Here is a 17470-nt window from a genome sequence, read left to right on the forward strand (position 1 = left end):
GTTGACCGGGGGCAGAGATGATGCCTTGATTTGGATCAGCCAAGCGCGTTCCAAGAACAGCCTCAATCGCCTCACGAGGCACGCCACCTGCACGCGAAAGCGTCGGAGCGCCCGTGAGACCAACGATTGTTGATTCCAAACCGACCGGACATGCTCCGCCATCCAGAACACCTGCGATCTTGCCCTCTAGTCCAGTCAAAACGTGCTGCGCCGTTGTTGGGCTGATCCGTCCTGATGGATTGGCAGAGGGGGCAGCAACGGGGCCATCGAAGGCGCGCAATAACTCTTGTGCGAGATCACCAGCGGGCACGCGAATGGCGACGCTTTCCAACCCAGCTGTAACCAATTCGCTAAGACCCGCATCTGGGCTCAAAGGTAGAACCATTGACAAAGGGCCTGGCCAGAATGCATCGGCCAAGCTTTGGGCAATCGCAGACCACGCTCCATATTCACGCGCTTTGAAAGCATCCGCGACATGCACGATCAAAGGATTGAAACTGGGTCGACCCTTGGCTGTATAGATCGCAGCAACTGCGCGGCCATCACGTGCATCCGCGCCCAACCCGTAGACGGTTTCCGTGGGAAACGCGATCAAGCCGCCCGCGTTAAGCAGGTCAGCAGCGCGCTGGATATCTATCTGTGATGAGGTGAGCCGAAGTGTCACGTCCCAGCATCCTATATTTGACGTTGCGTTTCCATTGCGAGGTACGCGCGCCGATTTGTACAGTGGCGCGAGCCTTCCGCAGGCATACGTGGCAATGCGCGCCGTGCCAAGCACCCACTTGCGGTGATAGCGCTTAGAGTGAATCGACGAAAGAGAGACGACAAAATGGCTTATCGTGCACCTTTACCTGACTATCAGTTCCTGTTTGACCATGTTGTCGGCCTTGGCGAAGTTGTTGCGCAAGCGCGTTTCGGAGATGCGACACCTGATTTGACGTCAGCCATTCTGACCGAAGCAGGGCGTCTTAGTGAAGATGTGCTTGCCCCTGTGAACCGTGACGGCGATCTTACACCTGCGCGTCTTGAGAACGGTGTCGTGCGCACATCGCCCGGATTTGCGAAAGCTTTCAAAGCGATTGCAGAGGGTGGTTGGGTCGGCATGTCGGCCAGCGTTGAACATGGTGGCATGGGTTTGCCGATGACTGTTACGACAGCGGTGAACGAGATGATGGCATCGGCGTGCTTGTCGCTGCAACTTGCGCCGCTGATGTCGCAAGGCCAGATCGAAGCGTTAGAGCACCACGCGTCCGATGCGCTGAAAGAGCTGTATTTGCCCAAGCTGATTTCGGGCGAATGGACAGGCACGATGAACCTGACAGAGCCGCATGCAGGTAGCGATGTTGGCGCGCTTAGCTCAAAAGCAGAACCGAATAGCGACGGGACGTTCAACGTCACTGGCCAGAAAATTTATATCAGCTGGGGCGATCATGATGTGGCGGAAAACGTCTGCCACTTGGTTCTCGCGCGTCTACCCGATGGTGCGGCTGGCACCAAAGGCATCAGCCTGTTCCTTGTCCCGAAATATCTACCCGATGAAGCTGGAAAGCCGGGCGTTGCGAACACGCTGAAAGTGGTCAGCTTAGAGCATAAGATGGGTCTGCATGGCAGCCCAACTGCTGTGATGCAATTTGATGGTGCAAAGGGCTGGCTTGTCGGCCCCGAAGCTGGCGGCATGCGCGCGATGTTTACGATGATGAACAACGCACGTTTGGGTGTTGGTGGTCAGGGCATTGGCGCGGCTGAGGGCGCTTTGCAAAAAGCGCTAGAATACGCGAACGAGCGCAAGCAAGGACGCAGCCCGATTGAGGGCGGAACAGGCACGATCATGGATCACGCCGATGTGCGCCGGATGTTGAGCGTTATGAAAGCGGATGTGTTTGCAGCGCGCGCAATTGCGCTGATGTGTGCCGCGGCAATTGATATGGAAACGGCGACTGGGGATGCGGAATGGGGCGCACGCGCTACGTTCTTGACGCCAATCGCCAAAGTTTTCGGTACGGAAACCGGCATGCGCGTGTCTGAAATGGGCGTGCAAGTTCATGGGGGAATGGGCTTCATCGAAGAAACGGGTGCTGCGCAGTATTACCGCGATGTGCGTGTTACGGCGATCTATGAAGGCACCAACGGTATCCAAGCGATGGATCTTGTCGCGCGTAAATTGATGGACGGTGGCGATGCGGCTTTTGCCTTGCTCGACGAGATCGAAGGCTATTTGGAGAGCGCACGCGAAACATGCCCTGCTTTGGGGGAACCCCTTTGGGAGGCGACCGAAAGTCTGCGTGAAGCAACCGAATGGATGCTGGCACAGGGCGAGCTGAACGCGCGTTTTGCGGGTGCTGTTCCTTATTTGATGGCCTTCGCGCGTGTCCTTGGTGGGTATGCGCATTTGAAAGCTGCGATTGCGACAAAGGGCAAAGGCCCGCGCACGAAGCTAGCGAAAATTTATATGACGCGACTTTTGCCAGAACATATGGGGCTATTGGCACAAGCCCGAGCGGGCGACGCTGATTTATACGCGCTTAGCGCAGATGAGCTGAGCGGCACATGAGCGAACAGGGCGGTACCATCCGCTATCCTTGGGAAGAGCCGCCAACTGGATCAGAAGCGATAGAGGTCGCACAGGGTATCCTGTGGATGCGCCTGCCACTGCCGATGAAGCTGGACCACGTCAACGTTTATGCGTTGGATGAAGGCGACAGCTGGACCATCGTGGATACGGGGTTCGATAGCCGCAAATCGCGCAGTATTTGGGTTGATTTGATGGCTGGGCCTTTGGGTGGCAAGCCTATCTCTCGGGTCATCGTGACGCACCATCACCCTGATCATATCGGTCTTGCGGGTTGGTTCCAGACCGAACATGGTGCAGAGCTTTGGACCACGCGCACGGCTTGGCTGATGGGGCGTATGCTTCTAATGGATGAACAGCCGGTACCAACTAACGAAACCATGGATTTCTGGCGTAGCGCAGGTATGTCCGATGAGGTGCTGACTGAGCGTGCCAAAGAACGCCCCTTCAATTTTTCTGATGTGGTTGCACCACTTCCACTGGGGTTTAAACGCATCAAGCAAGGCGACACGATTCGCGCGGGTGGGCGCGATTGGGACGTGCACATGGGCAATGGCCACGCGCCAGAGCACGCAACGCTATGGTCTCGCGCTGACAATTTGGTGATTGCGGGGGATCAAATCCTTGCGTCGATCAGTTCGAACATTGGGGTTTATGCAACTGAACCCGACGCTGATCCTGTTGGTGATTGGCTGGAGGCCTGTGAACGACTGAACACGCTGGCCCGCGAAGATCACCTTGTTTTAGGTGGTCATAAGCTGCCATTCACAGGATTGCCTACGCGCATGCGCCAATTGATCGACAACCACCACGGGGCTTTGAAACGGCTTGAGGCGCATCTTGAAACACCCTCCACGGCGGGTGAATGTTTTGCGCCATTGTTCAAGCGCAAGATCGGTTCTGCCGAATATGGTCTCGCGCTGGTTGAATCTATCGCCCATGTGCAGCACCTTTGGTTGGAGGGCCGTGCCAGTCGCAAAAAACGCGATGACGGCGCTTGGGTCTATAGTCGTATTGCTGAGGGAATGAACGATGGATGATTTGATCAAAACCTCTGCAGAGGCGGTTGAGGCCGACGCGTTGCCACGTTGCTTTGAAAAGCACACGGACGGCTAAAAAAACCACGACGAGGTTAATGTGGGCGCGGGTGACAAGCCTGTCAAAGCCAAAAGCCCTGCGGAACGGGCCTACGATCGTTTGATCCTCTATATTCAAAACTTTGAAGAACAACTCGACAATGAACACGAAGGCGCAATGGGTTTCACGGGTGGGGACGCGGGTGTTCTTTAGATCGAAGGCATGGGCTATTTTGATCCCGATATTATTACGTTCCACGGGTCTGATCCAACTGGCGGTAAAACCCAGATGATCCAGCATGTGAGCCAGCTAAATGTGATGCTGCGCGCACTGCCCAAAGAAGTCGAAACAGCCGAACCGAACCGCATTGGGTTCAAGCTCGCGCGCGACATAAGTTAAAGTGGTTGCATCTTTAAGGGGTGCGCCTGTTCGTCCTAGGTGACAGCGCTGCCGGAATCGGCTAATCAGCGCCCAACCTAAAGTTTGGAGAAGAAAAATGGCTGAGCATAAACACGGTAGCATGGACACATCTGTGCAAGAGAAAACCTTCGAAGGCTTCATGAAGTATTGCACATGGACGGGCGTTTTTTCGATCTGTCTTTTGGTTTTCATAGCACTCGTTAACGGTTAATGAATTTTCAAACGCGCCCACTTGGGGCGCGTTGGGTCCGCTGGGGGGCGGTAAATATGCGCAAGTTTATATTGTGTCTGCTGCTGCCACTTGCCCTTATGGGGTGTTCTGCGAAATCTGAATGGGCGTCCGACGAGATGGTGACGCGCATGGCGTACCGCGAACCTGGTCCCGCAACGCTGACCTTGATGTCGATGATCAGTAACCGTTCCGGCGGCGGCGCGCATACATCGCTAATGATCAACGCTTCGCAGCGTGTGATTTGGGACCCTGCAGGGTCATTCAAGCACTCTGAAATTCCAGAGCGCAATGATGTAATCTATGGTGTGAATCCTGAAGTTTATAGCGTCTTCAAAGGCGCGCATGCGCGCGAAACCTACCATGTGGTTATGCAAGAAGTCGTCGTTGCGCCAGAGGTTGCAGAAAAGGCATTTGCGATTGCGCGCGGCCTTGGGCCGGTTAGCCAGACCCAATGTACAACATCCACGTCGAAGCTGTTGTCACAATTACCAGGCTTTGAGAACATCGGCAGTCATTTGTTTCCCAAGAAGCTGATGGAAAATTTTGCGAAGATTCCAGGTGTGAAAACAGGACGCTTGTTTGAGGATGATGCCGGCGACAAAGCGACGGCGTTTGGCACGGCTCAAGCAACCAAGCTCACAACCTTCTAAATCTACCTCCACCCAAAAAGGGTGGAGTTTTTTAGTTGCAACGTGACGCCTAAAGCTTGTTAAGTAAGGATGGCGTAGGCCATGCGTCTGCAGGTAGGCCCAGTTTTTTCTGCATATCTTGAACCGTTGATCGCGTGTTTGCCCCTAATATGCCGTCGATTTTACCGACGTTATAGCCGCGTGCAGCCAGCTTTTTCTGTAAGTTTTTCATCTGTGCATTGTTCAATCCAGCGTCAGGATTGCCCGCGCTATAGACTTGCGCACCCTCTAGACGGTTGGCGAAATATGCAGCTGTCAGCACATATGTGAAGCTTTGGTTCCACTCGAAATACACACGAAAATTAGGGTAAGCAACGAAGGCAGGGCCCTTGCGTCCTTGAGGGAGGATGATTGAACTTGGCAGGCCGCCGACAAGATTGCCACCGCGCGCTCTCACGCCCATTTTTTGCCAATCGCTTGTTTGTGCTGAATGGGTGAGGCCGGTTTTGGACCAATCAAAATTACTGGGCATCGTGACTTCTTGCAACCAAGGTTCGCCTTTACGCCAGCCAAGTCCGCTTAGCATTTTGCCGCCAGAGACTAGCGCGTCAGGTGCAGATGTTTTCAAAGAAACGCGACCGTCGCCGTCGCCGTCTATCCCGTTCTCCAAGATGTCGGCGGGCAGCATTTGCACCATGCCGATCTCACCTGCCCATGCACCTGTGGTGCTAGCTGGGTCGAAGCTGCCCTTCTCAAACAGTTCAAGCGCTGCAAAAACCTGTGGGCGGAAAAGTTCAGGACGACGGCAATCATGGGACAACGTGATCAGCGCATTTGCCGTGTTGAAATTCCCTTGGATGGCACCGTAATCCGTTTCAAAGGCCCAGAATGCCAGCAAAACTCCGCGAGAGACGCCGTAGTCACGTTCAATACGTTTGAAGGTGTTCCCATATTTCTGCCCCATAGAACGGCCCTTGGTGATACGGCTTTGGCTGATCAAACGACGTGAGAAATCGATGAAGGGGAGCTGAAAAACGCCTTGTGCGCGGTCTGCCTTTAGAACGCCGTTGTCTTTGCGCACGTTTGCGAAAAAGCGATCAACGGTGGCGCGCGCATGGCCGCGCTGCACCGCTTCATTCTTTAAACCGCTGACAAAATTGTTGAATGAGCCGCCGCAGGATTGGGCGAGTGCGGGAGAAGCGCCAAGAGCTGCGATCAAAATGAAGGCGGGGAGGCGTGAAAACATGTTGCGAAAATCCTTGATTACCTTGCGCGCAGCTTAAAAACCGATCAGCCAGAGCGCAAACACCAAACCTGTAAATACACCCCATACGACCCAGAGCGCACGTATTGCAGCCTCAATTTGTGCCGCGCCGATTGTTTTGTGTCCGGTCTCGTTAACATAGGGAAAATCGCGCATTTCGCCCTGGTAACTGCGTGGGCCAGAAAGGGCGATACCAAGCGCACGGGCCATTGCTGCTTCGGGCCAGCCAGCGTTGGGCGAGCGGTGTTGACGCGCCTCTTGGGTGATTTCGAACCAACGTGGCATCAGGCGATAGGCGATGGCGATCATCAATGCAGTCATGCGGGCAGGGATTAGATTGAGTAGATCATCAAAGCGCGCAGCGGCCCAGCCAAAGGCTTCGAGCCGTTCTGTGCGATAGCCAATCATGCTGTCGGCGGTATTGGTGATTTTATAGAGCAGCAGCGCAGGTAGGCCGCCGATCAAGAACCAAAATGCAGGTGCAATAATCCCATCGGATAGGTTCTCTGCTGCGCTTTCAATGGCGCTGCGTGCAATTGCAGGATCGTCCATGTCAGCCGTGTCGCGCCCCACGATCATTGCGACTGCGTTGCGCCCATCTTGTGTGGAGGCGCGTACACCCTTTGCGACAGCTGCCACATGTTCCACAAGGGATTTTTGTGCGATTAAGATCGCAGCAAGGATGATTTCGACGAGAAAGCCGAGTCTTGCGAGTACGAGCCCAAGTGCGATGGCACATGCGGCAAGCGCGAGCATGACACATGTTCCCTTGATTTGCCTGCGCGAACCTGCGTTGAACTTTTTGTCTGCCCATCCGATAAGGTTGCCCATCAAAACGGCGGGATGTGGTGCGCGCGACCATAGCCATTTGGGTTCACCCAATGCTGCGTCAAGAAGAAGCGCGCAGAAAAGAATGGCTGTGGTGCTCATGAGGTGCTCGAAAGTGCTGCGCTCAGGCGCGACCATTGATTGGGCGCGGGAAGGCCAAGGCGTAGCCAGCGTGTTGAGTAAGGAAAGACACGTGACCAAATGTGCGCGCGGGCGAGTTTGTTCTGCCACGCCTGCGCGTCACCAACATCATAAAGTCGGAAAAGCGTCGTGCCACCAGCAACCGTAGCACCTTGTTGTGCCATCAATGCATCTAGACGGGTGGTGTCAGCACCAAGACGGACGCGGGTTTGTTGGGCCCACGCATCGTCTTGCAAAGCATTTGCGCCGATGCGTAGGGCAGGGCCGCTGACGGCCCAAGGCCCGATGAAGTTGTTCAGTTTTGCGAGTAACACGGGATCGCCTATTGCAAAGCCGAGACGCAGGCCAGCTAGGCCCCAGAACTTGCCGAAACTTTTCAAAACGATCACACCTTTGCGGTCAGCCAGATGAATAAGGCTGGCATCAGGGGAAATGTCGCAAAAACTTTCGTCGATGATTGTGAGGGGCGCGCTTGCCTCGTCAGATTTCCATACGCGACCGTCTGGATTGTTGGGGTGCACCAAGACGCGCGCGTCTGGACTGGTTTCGGAAACTGTCCAGCCCTGTGCAATAAACGCGGCGGCGTGTTCGTTATACGTCGGTGCGGGAATATCGACGGTTCCGATGTTACCCAAGGCTGGAATGCGCGCGATGAGCGCGGATGCACCTGGCGCGGGCAAGATCGCAGAACCGTTTGGAACGCCCCAAAAAGTGCGCGCTGCGCTCGTCAATGTTTCAAAGGCAGAAGTATCTGGAAGCGCTGTCCAGTCGTGCGATGTGAATTCACCAATAGAATATGGCACCGGATTGATTCCTGTTGAAAGGTCAATCCAATCGTTGCGTGTGCCGCCAAATTTGGCTGCTGCACCGTCTAGGCCCCCACCGTGATCGCGGCCAGTATCGCGCGCAGGATCGTTCATTCAGCGTCTGGAAGTGGGGGGTGGCGTGTGATGAAATGTCCTTTGACAGCAACTGGCCATTCGCGAAAAGGAACGCGTCCGGTATCAGACGCCGCATGTTGTTGTGCATATTCCACGATGCCCGCGGCAGACGTATCGCTCGCGTCGAATTTTCCGAGCGTATAGGCCAGTTTTCCCTTGGCTTGAATGGCGATGTTGCAGCTGTGCGAACAGCCCATCAGACATGATACTCGACGGGTCTTGATGTCAGTTCCCTCAGCGGCTTTTTCGACAGCCGCAGCCAGAACTTCACCATCGGTGAGCGCGTCTTTTTCAGCGCTCCAATCGTCGCACTTACATGTATCGCAGACTGTAATCCATGTGGTCATGTCGCTTTGGCCCTTGTGTTAGATCCCTCAAGGTTTGGTTCAAGCGGAAACACGCCCACGCTGCAAGCAATTCTAAGCGAATTTGAGAATAATTTAAGATGCTCATGCGACTGTAAACTCAATGTAAATGCTTGCAGCACACACCAGAGGAAACAGAACGCATAAAAAGCAGTGGTTCTACATGGAAATTTTGATCGTTGAAAGTCAGCCAGAGCTGGGAAGCTTATGGAAAGCGTGTCTGGAACGACGCGGCATGAAGGTCACGTTAGTGAATAGTCAGACGCGTGCTTTTACAGCGCTTAGTGCGCAGCCTTTTGAAATGATTATCCTCGATCTGATCTTAGCGGAAGGTCAGGCCCTGGCGATCGCAGATTACGCCAGCTATCGTCGCCCCGATGCACGCATTATCTTTGTCACAAACACCTCTTTCTTTTCAGACGGATCGATCTTTCAACTTAGCTCAAATGCATGTGACTTTGTGCAAAGTGCCACACCACCTGAGGATCTCGCCTCTATGGTGCAGCACTACGCGAATGAAAGTTAACCGCGTCCGTGAGGTTCCATGAAATCTAGCACTGGGTTGGTCGGAATGATCCTGTTCGGATTTATCGTCTCGTGACTATAATGATAATGGCGCACGATATGGTTCATGTTCACCGTCTCCGCGACACCCGCAATTTGAAATAACTCACGCGTGTAGGCCCAGATATTGGGGAAATCCACAATGCGCTTGCGGTTACATTTGAAGTGCAGGTGATAAACGGGATCAAAGCGCACAAGGGTTGTGAACAACCGCCAGTCCGCTTCGGTCAGGGTATCGCCCAGCAGGTAGCGATTGCCACTTAGGATCGTTTCGATCCACTCCAAGCTATCGAACAGGGGGCCAACTGCGGCGTCGTATGCGTCTTGCGTCGTCGCAAAGCCGGATTTGTAGACACCGTTGTTCAACGTGTCATAGATGCGCGCGTTCACCTCTTCGATGCCATCGCGCAATTCCTCTGGCCAGTAATCCAAGGTGTTGCCTGTGAGCGCGTCGAAGGCAGAATTCATCATACGAATGATCTCGGAAGATTCGTTAGACACAATCGTTTTGCGCTGTTTGTCCCATAGGATCGGCACGGTCACGCGGCCTGAAATGTCAGGATCGGCCTTCAAGTAGATATCACGTGCAAAGGGCAAACCGTACAGCGTGTCCCCCGTTGCGCCATGTGCGTCTGTCTCAAAGGTCCAGCCATCACTTAGCATGTCTGGATGAACAACAGAGACAGAGATGTGATCGTTCAAACCCTTTAAAGCGCGGAAAATAAGTGCGCGATGCGCCCAAGGGCAGGCATGACTGACATAAAGATGATAACGTCCGAGTTCGGCAGGAAATCCCGCCTCGCCAGAGGGTCCCGCGCTGCCATCTGCTGTGATCCAATTTCGAAAACCCGCGGTCGAGCGCACGAACGCTCCGCCAGAAGATTTTGTGTCGTACCACTGATCACGCCAAACACCATCGACAAGTAAGCCCATTTTGATCATCCTTTTGTGCAATGTTCATTCATGACCTAGCGCCCTAGGATGGATGTTTATACCCCGAGGATAGCGCAGACAGCGTGCGAAACTGCACAGGAGACGCATATGGCCTTAGCACAAACAGATCGTTTAACCTTGCGCAGTCTTGCCCAAAGCGATGTCGCAGCCTTTCGCGCCTATCGCAGTGATCCAGACGTGGCAAAGTTTCAAGGTTGGGATGCCATGGACAAAGCAGGGGCGCTGAAATTCTTGGGGCATATGTCTGAGGTCGAGTTTTTGAAGCAAGGCAAGTGGACCCAGCTTAGGATTGCCACTCGCAGCGATGACACCTTGATCGGCGATATTGGTATGCATATCGCAAAAGATGAAAGCGAAGCGGAGCTTGGCATAACGCTAGCCACACGTGCACAGGGGTATGGGCTGGGATTTGAGGCGGTTGAAATGATCTGCGCATGGCTGTTCGCCCAAACACCTATCACACGTATCGTCGCCATCACACATGCCCAGAACAAACGTGCTTTGGCGTTGTTGGCCAGGTCGCCGTTCCAACACACGCACGACACCAATGATGTGATCGACGGCATCCCCACGCCAGAGCGTTGGTTTGAGCGACGTCGCACTTGAGCATTCAAGGGGCGTGAATCCGTTTGAACCTATTTGGTGGCGCGCATATACGCGGTGCTAACAACGCCCGAAGGGGCCGGATAGGTGTGGCGCAGAAGCTGACCCAAATAGGGGGCGAACGCGTCAGTGGTTTTGGGTAAGCGCCTCGCTTGCCGGCTCTCCTTTGCGGTCTTGCCCAAATGTAGGAGACCGCAGAATGAAACCCATTTTGACATTTTTCGTCGTTTTGCTTTGGACCAATGCGGCCTTTGCACATCCGGGCCATTTGGCTGAGGTCGCAGGCCATGGCCATTGGTTGGGTGCGGCAGCCATAGGCGCTGCGATTGCGCTGGGCGCTTGGGCGGCTTTGAAGGGTAAGAAAAAAGAAAAGAGCGAGGCCGAAGATGAGGCCCAACTCGACGATGAAGATTTGCAGGAGGCATGATCCAATGACCAAGATCGGTGTAATGATTTGCGGCCACGGCTCGCGTAGCCAATCCGCAGTTGATGAGTTTTCGACGTTGGCGGAAAAACTGCCGCCATTTTTGCCCAGCGATTGGGAAATGGAATACGGCTATCTTGAGTTCGCGAATCCTGTGATCCGCGACGGCTTAGACAAGCTGCGCGAAGCAGGTTGCGACAAGATTTTGGCAGTGCCGGGCATGTTGTTTGCGGCGATGCATTCCAAGAATGACATCCCGACTGTGTTGAATACATATGCGGCCAAGCACGGCATAGAAGTGTCCTATGGACGTGAATTGGGTGTTGACCCCAAGATGGTGGCGGCTGCTGGTGGACGTATCAAAGACGCGGTCGAGCGTGCGAATGCAGAGCACGGCGACGTCGCTTTGCAAGACACCTGTCTTGTTGTGATTGGGCGCGGTGCATCTGACCCTGATGCAAACGGCAACGTCGCAAAGATCGCGCGTATGCTGCAAGAAGGCATGGGCTTTGGCTGGCTTGAGGTTGGTTACTCTGGCGTGACGTTCCCCTTGGTAGAGCCTTGCCTGCAACACGCATCCAAGCTGGGCTATAAGCGGATCATCGTCTTTCCGTATTTCCTGTTCAGCGGCATTTTGATCGATCGTATTTATGGCTTTACCGATCAGGTGGCGGCCGAGCATCCAGACATTACTTTCATCAAAGCGGGTTACCTCGGAGATCACCCCAAGGTGCTAGAAACGTTTGCAGAACGTGTGAGTGAACAGCTTGGCGCGGTGCCTCCGCCCAATTGCGGGATTTGCGCATTTCGCGAACAAGTTCTCGCGCTTGAGGACGGCACGCACCACCATATCAAAGCCGAAGATCGCCAGCATCCTGCATTCAGTTCGGTCCCACCGCCCACATGCGTGATGTGCAAATATCGCACACAGGTCTTGGGTTTCGAATCCGAAGTGGGCGCGATCCAAGAAAGCCATCATCACCACGTTGAAGGCCAAGGTGCGTCAGCGCCCGGGTCCAATGTGGCAGATTGTAAGCTGTGTGATACGTTCTGCACCGGTATGTGTCGTTTGGCGATGCAGGACAAGCATCACCACGATCACCACCACGGCCATGATCATGACCACGATCACCACCATGCAGAATACCCACATGCCAAGCACCCGCACGGCCCAGAAAGCGCACGGAAACGCTGATGAGACCCTATGAACGCGTCCCATCTGCGATCTATGCGCAAAGCTTTGCGACCGTGCGTGCGGAGGCGAACTTAGAGCGGTTTGATAGCGGGATGCAAAGCCTTGCTGTGCGCCTTATTCATGCCTGCGGTATGGTCGAGGTCGCAGATCGCATTGCCTATTCACAGGGTGCATATCTTGCGGGGCATCGTGCGTTGCAGGCCGGTGCGCCTGTTTTATGTGATTGCGAGATGGTCGGGGCTGGTATCATTCGGCGATATTTGCCGAGTGATAATCAGGTGATTGTGACGTTGAATGACCCCAGTGTTCCTGAGCGTGCGGCTTCTATTGGCAATACGCGATCTGCTGCGGCGGTGGAACTGTGGGAGCCCCATTTGGAGGGCGCAGTTGTTGCGATTGGCAATGCGCCGACGGCCTTGTTTCATTTGCTTGAGATGATTGACGCAGGTGCGCCAAAGCCTGCTGTGATCCTAGGATTTCCTGTGGGTTTTGTTGGAGCGGCTGAAAGCAAGGCCGAGCTTGCGGATCGTCCGCGCGGGTGTGCGTTTGTTGCTTTGCGTGGTCGACGTGGGGGATCTGCGATTGCTTCTGCAGCGGTGAATGCTTTGGCGGCTGGATTGCCGGAAGAGCAATGAGCTATTTTTCTAGAAAAATCGGGTGCCTCCGGCGGGGATATTTAGAAAAGGAGAATGTGTATGTCTGATCCTTGGCTTCATATTGTTGGAATTGGCGAAGACGGGATGGAGGGGCTTGTCCCTGCGACCCGCGCCGTTGTTGAGGCAGCCGAAATTATTATTGGTGGGGATCGTCATCATCGGTTGAGTGGTTCTGTGAGCGCTACGCGCGTTGCTTGGCCCTCGCCGTTTGATGCGTTGATTGATGTTTTGGAAAGCCATCGCGGTAAACGCGTTGTTGTTTTAGCGACGGGGGATCCTTTGTGGTTTTCCGTTGGTGCGCGCATTGGGCGAGCGATTGATCCAAGTAAAATTACCTATCATCCGCAGTTGAGTGCGTTTCAATTAGCGGGAGCGCGCATGGGTTGGTCAATGCCTGACGTGGAAACGTTGACGGTGCATGGGCGTCCTGTGGAACAGATGATCGCCTATATTCAGCCCGACATTCGTTTGCTGATTTTGACGACGGGTGCTGAGACACCTGCGCAGATTGCTGCGTTCTTGAGCGCACGTGGGTTTGGGCAAAGTAAGATGACGGTCTTGGCTGCAATGGGTGGTCAGGACGAGCAACGGTTTGACGGGATTGCTGCAGATTGGGATCATGTGGTGCCTGCGTTTAACACAATGGCTGTTGAATGCATTGCGGCCCCTGATGCCGCACTTTTGCCGCGTGTTCCGGGACTATCGGATGAGTTGTTCCAAAGCGATGGAACGATGACCAAGCAAGAGGTGCGCGCTGCGACGTTGGCGAAGTTGATGCCGATGCGTGGCGCACTTTTGTGGGACATTGGGACGGGCTGTGGATCAGTTGCTGTCGAATGGATGCGCGCTGCGCGTTATGCACGTGCGATTGGGATTGAGCCACGCGCTGACAGACGTGCGATGGCAGCCGCGAATGCGCTGGCTTTGGGCGCGCCGAAGTTGGAATTGATCGACGGTAAAGTACCCGAGGCTTTAGCTGGTTTGGACGCACCGGACGCTGTGTTTATTGGTGGTGGATTGTCTGATGCGACGTTTGACGCAGCTTGGGGTGCTTTGCGACCTCTGGGACGTTTGGTAGCCAATGCCGTGACGTTGGAAAGTGAAGCGGTCTTGATCCGTTTGCACAAGGTACACGGTGGGCAGTTGGTGAAACTACAAGTGAACCGCGCCGAACCTGTTGGGTCCATGACGGGCTGGCGACCCTTCATGCCCGTCACACAATGGAGCTTGATCAAGCGATGACTGGCAAATTGTATGGTATCGGGCTTGGTCCCGGTGATCCCGAATTAATGACGCTGCGGGCGCACCGTTTGATCGCGGGCGCTAGGGTTGTTGCTTACCCCGCACTTGCGGGGGCGGCGAGTTTCGCGCGATCTATCGCAGCAGATGTGATTCCCAGAGATGCACGTGAGATTGTGATGGACGTGCCCATGAGCGTCGAACGCGCGCCCGCCCAAGCGGCCTATGACAAGGGTGCTGCAGAAATTGCTAACGCGCTAAACGCGGGTGATGATGTGATTTGTTTGTGCGAGGGCGATCCGTTTTTCTATGGCTCTTTCATGTATTTGTTTGCGCGCTTGTCTGAGCGGTTTGAAGTGGAAGTCGTGCCCGGTGTGACCTCGATCACGACCTGTGCTGCAAGCGCTGGCATGCCTTTGGCGGCGCGTAACGAACGATTAACTGTGTTGCCCGGTCCTTTACCCGAAGATGAATTGCGTGCGCGTATTGAAGGTGCAGAAAGCGTCGCGATCATGAAGGTTGGTCGACATCTTGCGAAAATCAAAGGTGTGATTGATGACTTGGATCTAACGGATCGCGCCGTTTACGTGGAACGGGCGAGCTTGCCTGAGGAACTTGTACTGCCTTTGGCAGATGCGCCTGAAAAAGCCCCCTATTTTTCGATGATTTTGCTCACGAAAGGAGCCGATCCATGGCTGTGAGACCGACTTTTGTGAAACCTGTTGTATTGACGCTTTCGCGCTCTGGTGAAGCAACCGCGCACCGTGTGGCAAAGGCGATTGATGCGCAGGTGCATGGACGCGAAGGCCGTGTTGATGGGGCGGATGTGTTCTTCGCGAACGCTTTGGATCATGCACGTGAATTGTTCGCAGCGGGGATCCCTGTGATTGGCGTGTGCGCGAGCGGAATTCTTATTCGCGGTGTCGCGTCTTTGTTGGCAGATAAACGCAACGAACCGCCCGTGATATCGGTCAGTGATGATGGCGGCGTAGTTGTACCGCTGCTTGGTGGGCATCGCGGTGCGAACCGTTTGGCGCGTCAGATTTCAGAAGCACTAGGTGGCGTTGCTGCGGTGACGACGGCTGGCGATGTTGCAATGGGTGTTGCATTGGATGAACCGCCCGTTGGGTACGCGTTGGCAAATCCTGAGGACGCCAAAGGCGCGATGGCTGCGATGTTGGGTGGTGCAGGCATGCGCGTAACGGGCTCGAATATTTTCGACGTTGAAAGCACAGGTGACGGAGTTGAATTGATTATAACCGAAGCACCTGTCGCAGGGTCCGAGGCTGCGCTGATCTATCATCCGCAGCGCTTTGTATTGGGCCTTGGATGTGCACGCAATGCGGATCCTGCTGAAATGTGGGACTTGGTGCAGAGCGTTTTGGCGGATGCTGGGATTGCTGAAGGTGCGGTTGCTGCTGTTGCCTCGATTGACTTGAAAGGTGACGAGCCTGCGATGATCGAAACGGCGAAGCGCCTTGGTGTGCCTTTGCGTTTGTTCACGGCGGCTGAGCTTGAAGCAGAAGTCGCGCGTTTGCAGAATCCGTCTGACGTGGTCTTTGCTGAGGTCGGGTGTCACGGGGTAAGTGAAGGCGCTGCTTTGGCAATTGTTGGCGCATCTGGGTCTTTGCGTATTGCGAAACAAAAGACCGCGAATGTGACTGTGGCTTTGGGTGAAGCGGTTGAGCCGTTGATCGAGTTTGCGGGCCGTTCGCGTGGACGTTTGTCGATCGTGGGCATTGGACCGGGGCAAGCAAGCTGGCGCACGCCTGAGGTGTCGCGCCTCGTTGCGGATGCTGAAGAATTGGTCGGATATGGGCTGTATATTGATCTGCTGGGGCCTTTGGCGATTGGCAAAGAGCAGTCTGACTTCCCGCTTGGGGGCGAAGAAGCGCGGTGTCGTTATGCGCTCGAGCAAGCCGCACTCGGCAAGAACGTCGCTTTGGTCTGTTCCGGTGATGCGGGCATCTATGCGATGGGTGCGTTGGTGTTTGAATTGATGGATCGCGGCGAAAACGAAATGGGCGTCAGCGATGCTGCGCACCGTGTCGAGGTCGTGTGTTCGCCCGGTGTGTCTGCGTTGCAAGGTGCGGCTGCACGGGCTGGTGCGCCCTTGGGACATGATTTCTGTGCTATTTCGCTAAGCGATTTACTAACGCCCCGTGATGATATTTTGCGCCGCTTGAAAGCTGCGGCTGAGGGTGATTTTGTGATTGCCTTCTATAACCCCGTTTCAAAAACCCGTCGTACTTTGCTAGCCGAAGCACGTGACATTCTGTTGAAGCATCGCCCTGCGGATACGCCTGTGATGTTGGCGTCGTCCCTTGGACGACCAGAAGAACACGTGCGCTATCGTCGTCTGGATGAATTACAGGTTGATGAGGTCGACATGCTGACGGTGGTTTTGATCGGGTCAAGCAATTCGAAACTCGCGCAGCTTGGCGAAGGGCCACGCATGTACACGCCGCGTGGCTACGCGCGCAAAATTGACGGCGATTTGTCTGAGCAAGCGTCGTGATTGGATATTTGGAAAAGGTGAAGCGATGACCGTTTATTTTATTGGAGCGGGGCCGGGAGATCCTGAATTGCTGACGCTAAAAGCACAGCGTTTGATTGCGGCATGTCCTGTATGTATGTACGCAGGATCTTTGGTTCCGGAAGAGGTAGTTGCGGGTGCACCTGAGGGCGCACGCGTGATGGATACCGCCCCTATGACGCTGGATGATACGCACGGCGAAATTCTGGCAGCGCATGGACGTGGCGAAGACGTCGCCCGTGTGCATTCGGGTGATCCGTCTTTGTACGGCGCGATTGCAGAGCAGATCAGGCGCTTGCGCGCGGATAATATCGACTATCAGATTATTCCAGGTGTGCCTGCATATGCGGCTGCTGCGGCGGCCTTGGGTCAAGAATTGACAGTGCCAGAAATTGCGCAATCAATTATTTTGACACGTGTTTCGATGAAGAGCACATCGATGCCGCCCAAAGAAACTTTAGAGAATTTCGCTGCAACCGGCGCAACTTTGGCGATTCATTTGGGTGTTAGAAATTTGCGCGAGATAGTGCGTGTATTGGGGCCGCACTACGGCGACGATTGTCCTGTGGTCGTCGCGTATCGTGTGGGTTGGCCAGATCAGATGTTCATTCGTGGCACGCTTAAAGACATCCACAAAAAGGTGCGCGCTGAGAAGATTACGCGCACGGCATTGACGCTTGTTGGGCCCGTCTTGGGCAACATCCGCGATTTCAAAGACAGCGCGCTTTATGATCCCGCAATGCCGCATGTTTTGCGACCTGTGGATGGGGCAATCTTGGATGAACCGATTGACTAGTGTTTCTTGAACAAAGGGATCACTTATAAGTGACCCC

The 17470-nt window shown here is 54.6% G+C and carries 19 protein-coding genes and 1 pseudogene; 14 read left to right on the forward strand and 6 right to left on the reverse strand.

The window, feature by feature from the left end:
* A partial coding sequence (locus tag QZ279_RS04015; protein WP_293448236.1) for an L-threonylcarbamoyladenylate synthase occupies positions 1 to 664 on the reverse strand: 664 nt, incomplete at its 3' end.
* A 165-nt stretch (positions 665 to 829) separates the two neighbouring features.
* Here QZ279_RS04015 and QZ279_RS04020 point away from each other — a divergent pair.
* The 5 genes and pseudogenes from QZ279_RS04020 (at position 830) to QZ279_RS04040 (ending at position 4948) form a co-directional block, all read left to right on the forward strand.
* Positions 830 to 2551, forward strand: coding sequence for an acyl-CoA dehydrogenase (locus tag QZ279_RS04020; RefSeq protein WP_293448239.1), 1722 nt, complete (start codon positions 830 to 832; stop codon positions 2549 to 2551).
* Complete coding sequence (locus tag QZ279_RS04025; protein ID WP_293448241.1) at positions 2548 to 3609, forward strand: MBL fold metallo-hydrolase; 1062 nt, start codon at positions 2548 to 2550, stop codon at positions 3607 to 3609. Before QZ279_RS04020 ends, QZ279_RS04025 begins: the two co-directional genes overlap by 4 nt.
* A pseudogene (locus tag QZ279_RS04030) lies at positions 3602 to 4045 on the forward strand (DUF6173 family protein). Before QZ279_RS04025 ends, QZ279_RS04030 begins: the two are co-directional and overlap by 8 nt.
* Before the next feature lie 97 nt (positions 4046 to 4142).
* The gene (locus QZ279_RS04035; RefSeq protein ID WP_293448245.1) at positions 4143 to 4277 is read left to right on the forward strand and encodes an aa3-type cytochrome c oxidase subunit IV; all 135 of its coding nucleotides are present in this window, start codon (positions 4143 to 4145) and stop codon (positions 4275 to 4277) included.
* A 56-nt stretch (positions 4278 to 4333) separates the two neighbouring features.
* The gene (locus QZ279_RS04040) at positions 4334 to 4948 is read left to right on the forward strand and encodes a hypothetical protein (protein ID WP_293448247.1); all 615 of its coding nucleotides are present in this window, start codon (positions 4334 to 4336) and stop codon (positions 4946 to 4948) included.
* Between the two features lie 49 nt (positions 4949 to 4997).
* Here the strand turns inward: QZ279_RS04040 and QZ279_RS04045 are convergent, their stop codons facing one another.
* From QZ279_RS04045 to QZ279_RS04060, 4 genes are read right to left on the reverse strand one after another with little or no spacing between them, the layout of a single operon-like run.
* Entirely contained in the window at positions 4998 to 6173 is a 1176-nt protein-coding gene (locus tag QZ279_RS04045) for a lytic murein transglycosylase (RefSeq protein WP_293448249.1), read from the reverse strand.
* Between the two features lie 33 nt (positions 6174 to 6206).
* The gene (cbiB, locus tag QZ279_RS04050; protein WP_293448252.1) at positions 6207 to 7121 is read right to left on the reverse strand and encodes an adenosylcobinamide-phosphate synthase CbiB; all 915 of its coding nucleotides are present in this window, start codon (positions 7119 to 7121) and stop codon (positions 6207 to 6209) included.
* Positions 7118 to 8080, reverse strand: a complete 963-nt coding sequence (locus QZ279_RS04055; protein ID WP_293448254.1) for a threonine-phosphate decarboxylase — start codon at positions 8078 to 8080, stop codon at positions 7118 to 7120. Before QZ279_RS04055 ends, cbiB begins: the two co-directional genes overlap by 4 nt.
* Entirely contained in the window at positions 8077 to 8448 is a 372-nt protein-coding gene (locus QZ279_RS04060; RefSeq protein WP_293448256.1) for a DUF1636 domain-containing protein, read from the reverse strand. Before QZ279_RS04060 ends, QZ279_RS04055 begins: the two co-directional genes overlap by 4 nt.
* Before the next feature lie 181 nt (positions 8449 to 8629).
* Between QZ279_RS04060 and QZ279_RS04065 the strand changes: the two genes are divergently transcribed.
* Positions 8630 to 8992 (forward strand): response regulator, encoded by a 363-nt coding sequence (locus tag QZ279_RS04065; protein ID WP_293448351.1) that lies wholly within the window; start codon positions 8630 to 8632, stop codon positions 8990 to 8992.
* On the opposite strand, the gene QZ279_RS04070 is transcribed toward QZ279_RS04065, so the two are convergent.
* Entirely contained in the window at positions 8989 to 9963 is a 975-nt protein-coding gene (locus QZ279_RS04070; RefSeq protein WP_293448259.1) for a glutathione S-transferase family protein, read from the reverse strand. The two genes, QZ279_RS04065 and QZ279_RS04070, sit on opposite strands and share 4 nt — an antisense overlap.
* Positions 9964 to 10071: 108 nt before the next feature.
* Here QZ279_RS04070 and QZ279_RS04075 point away from each other — a divergent pair, with 108 nt between their 5' ends.
* The 8 genes from QZ279_RS04075 (at position 10072) to cobM (ending at position 17433) form a co-directional block, all read left to right on the forward strand.
* On the forward strand, positions 10072 to 10590 hold the full coding sequence (locus tag QZ279_RS04075; RefSeq protein WP_293448261.1) for a GNAT family N-acetyltransferase: 519 nt from the start codon (positions 10072 to 10074) through the stop codon (positions 10588 to 10590).
* 196 nt (positions 10591 to 10786) lie between these two features.
* Complete coding sequence (locus QZ279_RS04080; RefSeq protein ID WP_293448264.1) at positions 10787 to 11014, forward strand: DUF6732 family protein; 228 nt, start codon at positions 10787 to 10789, stop codon at positions 11012 to 11014.
* A gap of 4 nt (positions 11015 to 11018) precedes the next feature.
* Complete coding sequence (locus tag QZ279_RS04085) at positions 11019 to 12206, forward strand: sirohydrochlorin chelatase (RefSeq protein WP_293448266.1); 1188 nt, start codon at positions 11019 to 11021, stop codon at positions 12204 to 12206.
* Positions 12206 to 12841 (forward strand): precorrin-8X methylmutase, encoded by a 636-nt coding sequence (locus QZ279_RS04090; protein ID WP_293448269.1) that lies wholly within the window; start codon positions 12206 to 12208, stop codon positions 12839 to 12841. The genes QZ279_RS04085 and QZ279_RS04090 overlap by 1 nt, the downstream gene beginning before the upstream one ends.
* Before the next feature lie 60 nt (positions 12842 to 12901).
* The gene (gene cbiE, locus QZ279_RS04095) at positions 12902 to 14104 is read left to right on the forward strand and encodes a precorrin-6y C5,15-methyltransferase (decarboxylating) subunit CbiE (RefSeq protein WP_293448272.1); all 1203 of its coding nucleotides are present in this window, start codon (positions 12902 to 12904) and stop codon (positions 14102 to 14104) included.
* Positions 14101 to 14802 (forward strand): precorrin-2 C(20)-methyltransferase, encoded by a 702-nt coding sequence (gene cobI / locus QZ279_RS04100; RefSeq protein ID WP_293448274.1) that lies wholly within the window; start codon positions 14101 to 14103, stop codon positions 14800 to 14802. Before cbiE ends, cobI begins: the two co-directional genes overlap by 4 nt.
* Entirely contained in the window at positions 14793 to 16619 is a 1827-nt protein-coding gene (cobJ, locus tag QZ279_RS04105; RefSeq protein ID WP_293448276.1) for a precorrin-3B C(17)-methyltransferase, read from the forward strand. The genes cobI and cobJ overlap by 10 nt, the downstream gene beginning before the upstream one ends.
* A gap of 25 nt (positions 16620 to 16644) precedes the next feature.
* Positions 16645 to 17433, forward strand: coding sequence for a precorrin-4 C(11)-methyltransferase (gene cobM, locus QZ279_RS04110; RefSeq protein WP_293448279.1), 789 nt, complete (start codon positions 16645 to 16647; stop codon positions 17431 to 17433).
* Positions 17434 to 17470 lie beyond the last annotated feature (37 nt).

This window comes from Planktotalea sp., from assembly GCF_018607965.1.
In the GTDB taxonomy this organism is placed as follows: domain Bacteria; phylum Pseudomonadota; class Alphaproteobacteria; order Rhodobacterales; family Rhodobacteraceae; genus Planktotalea.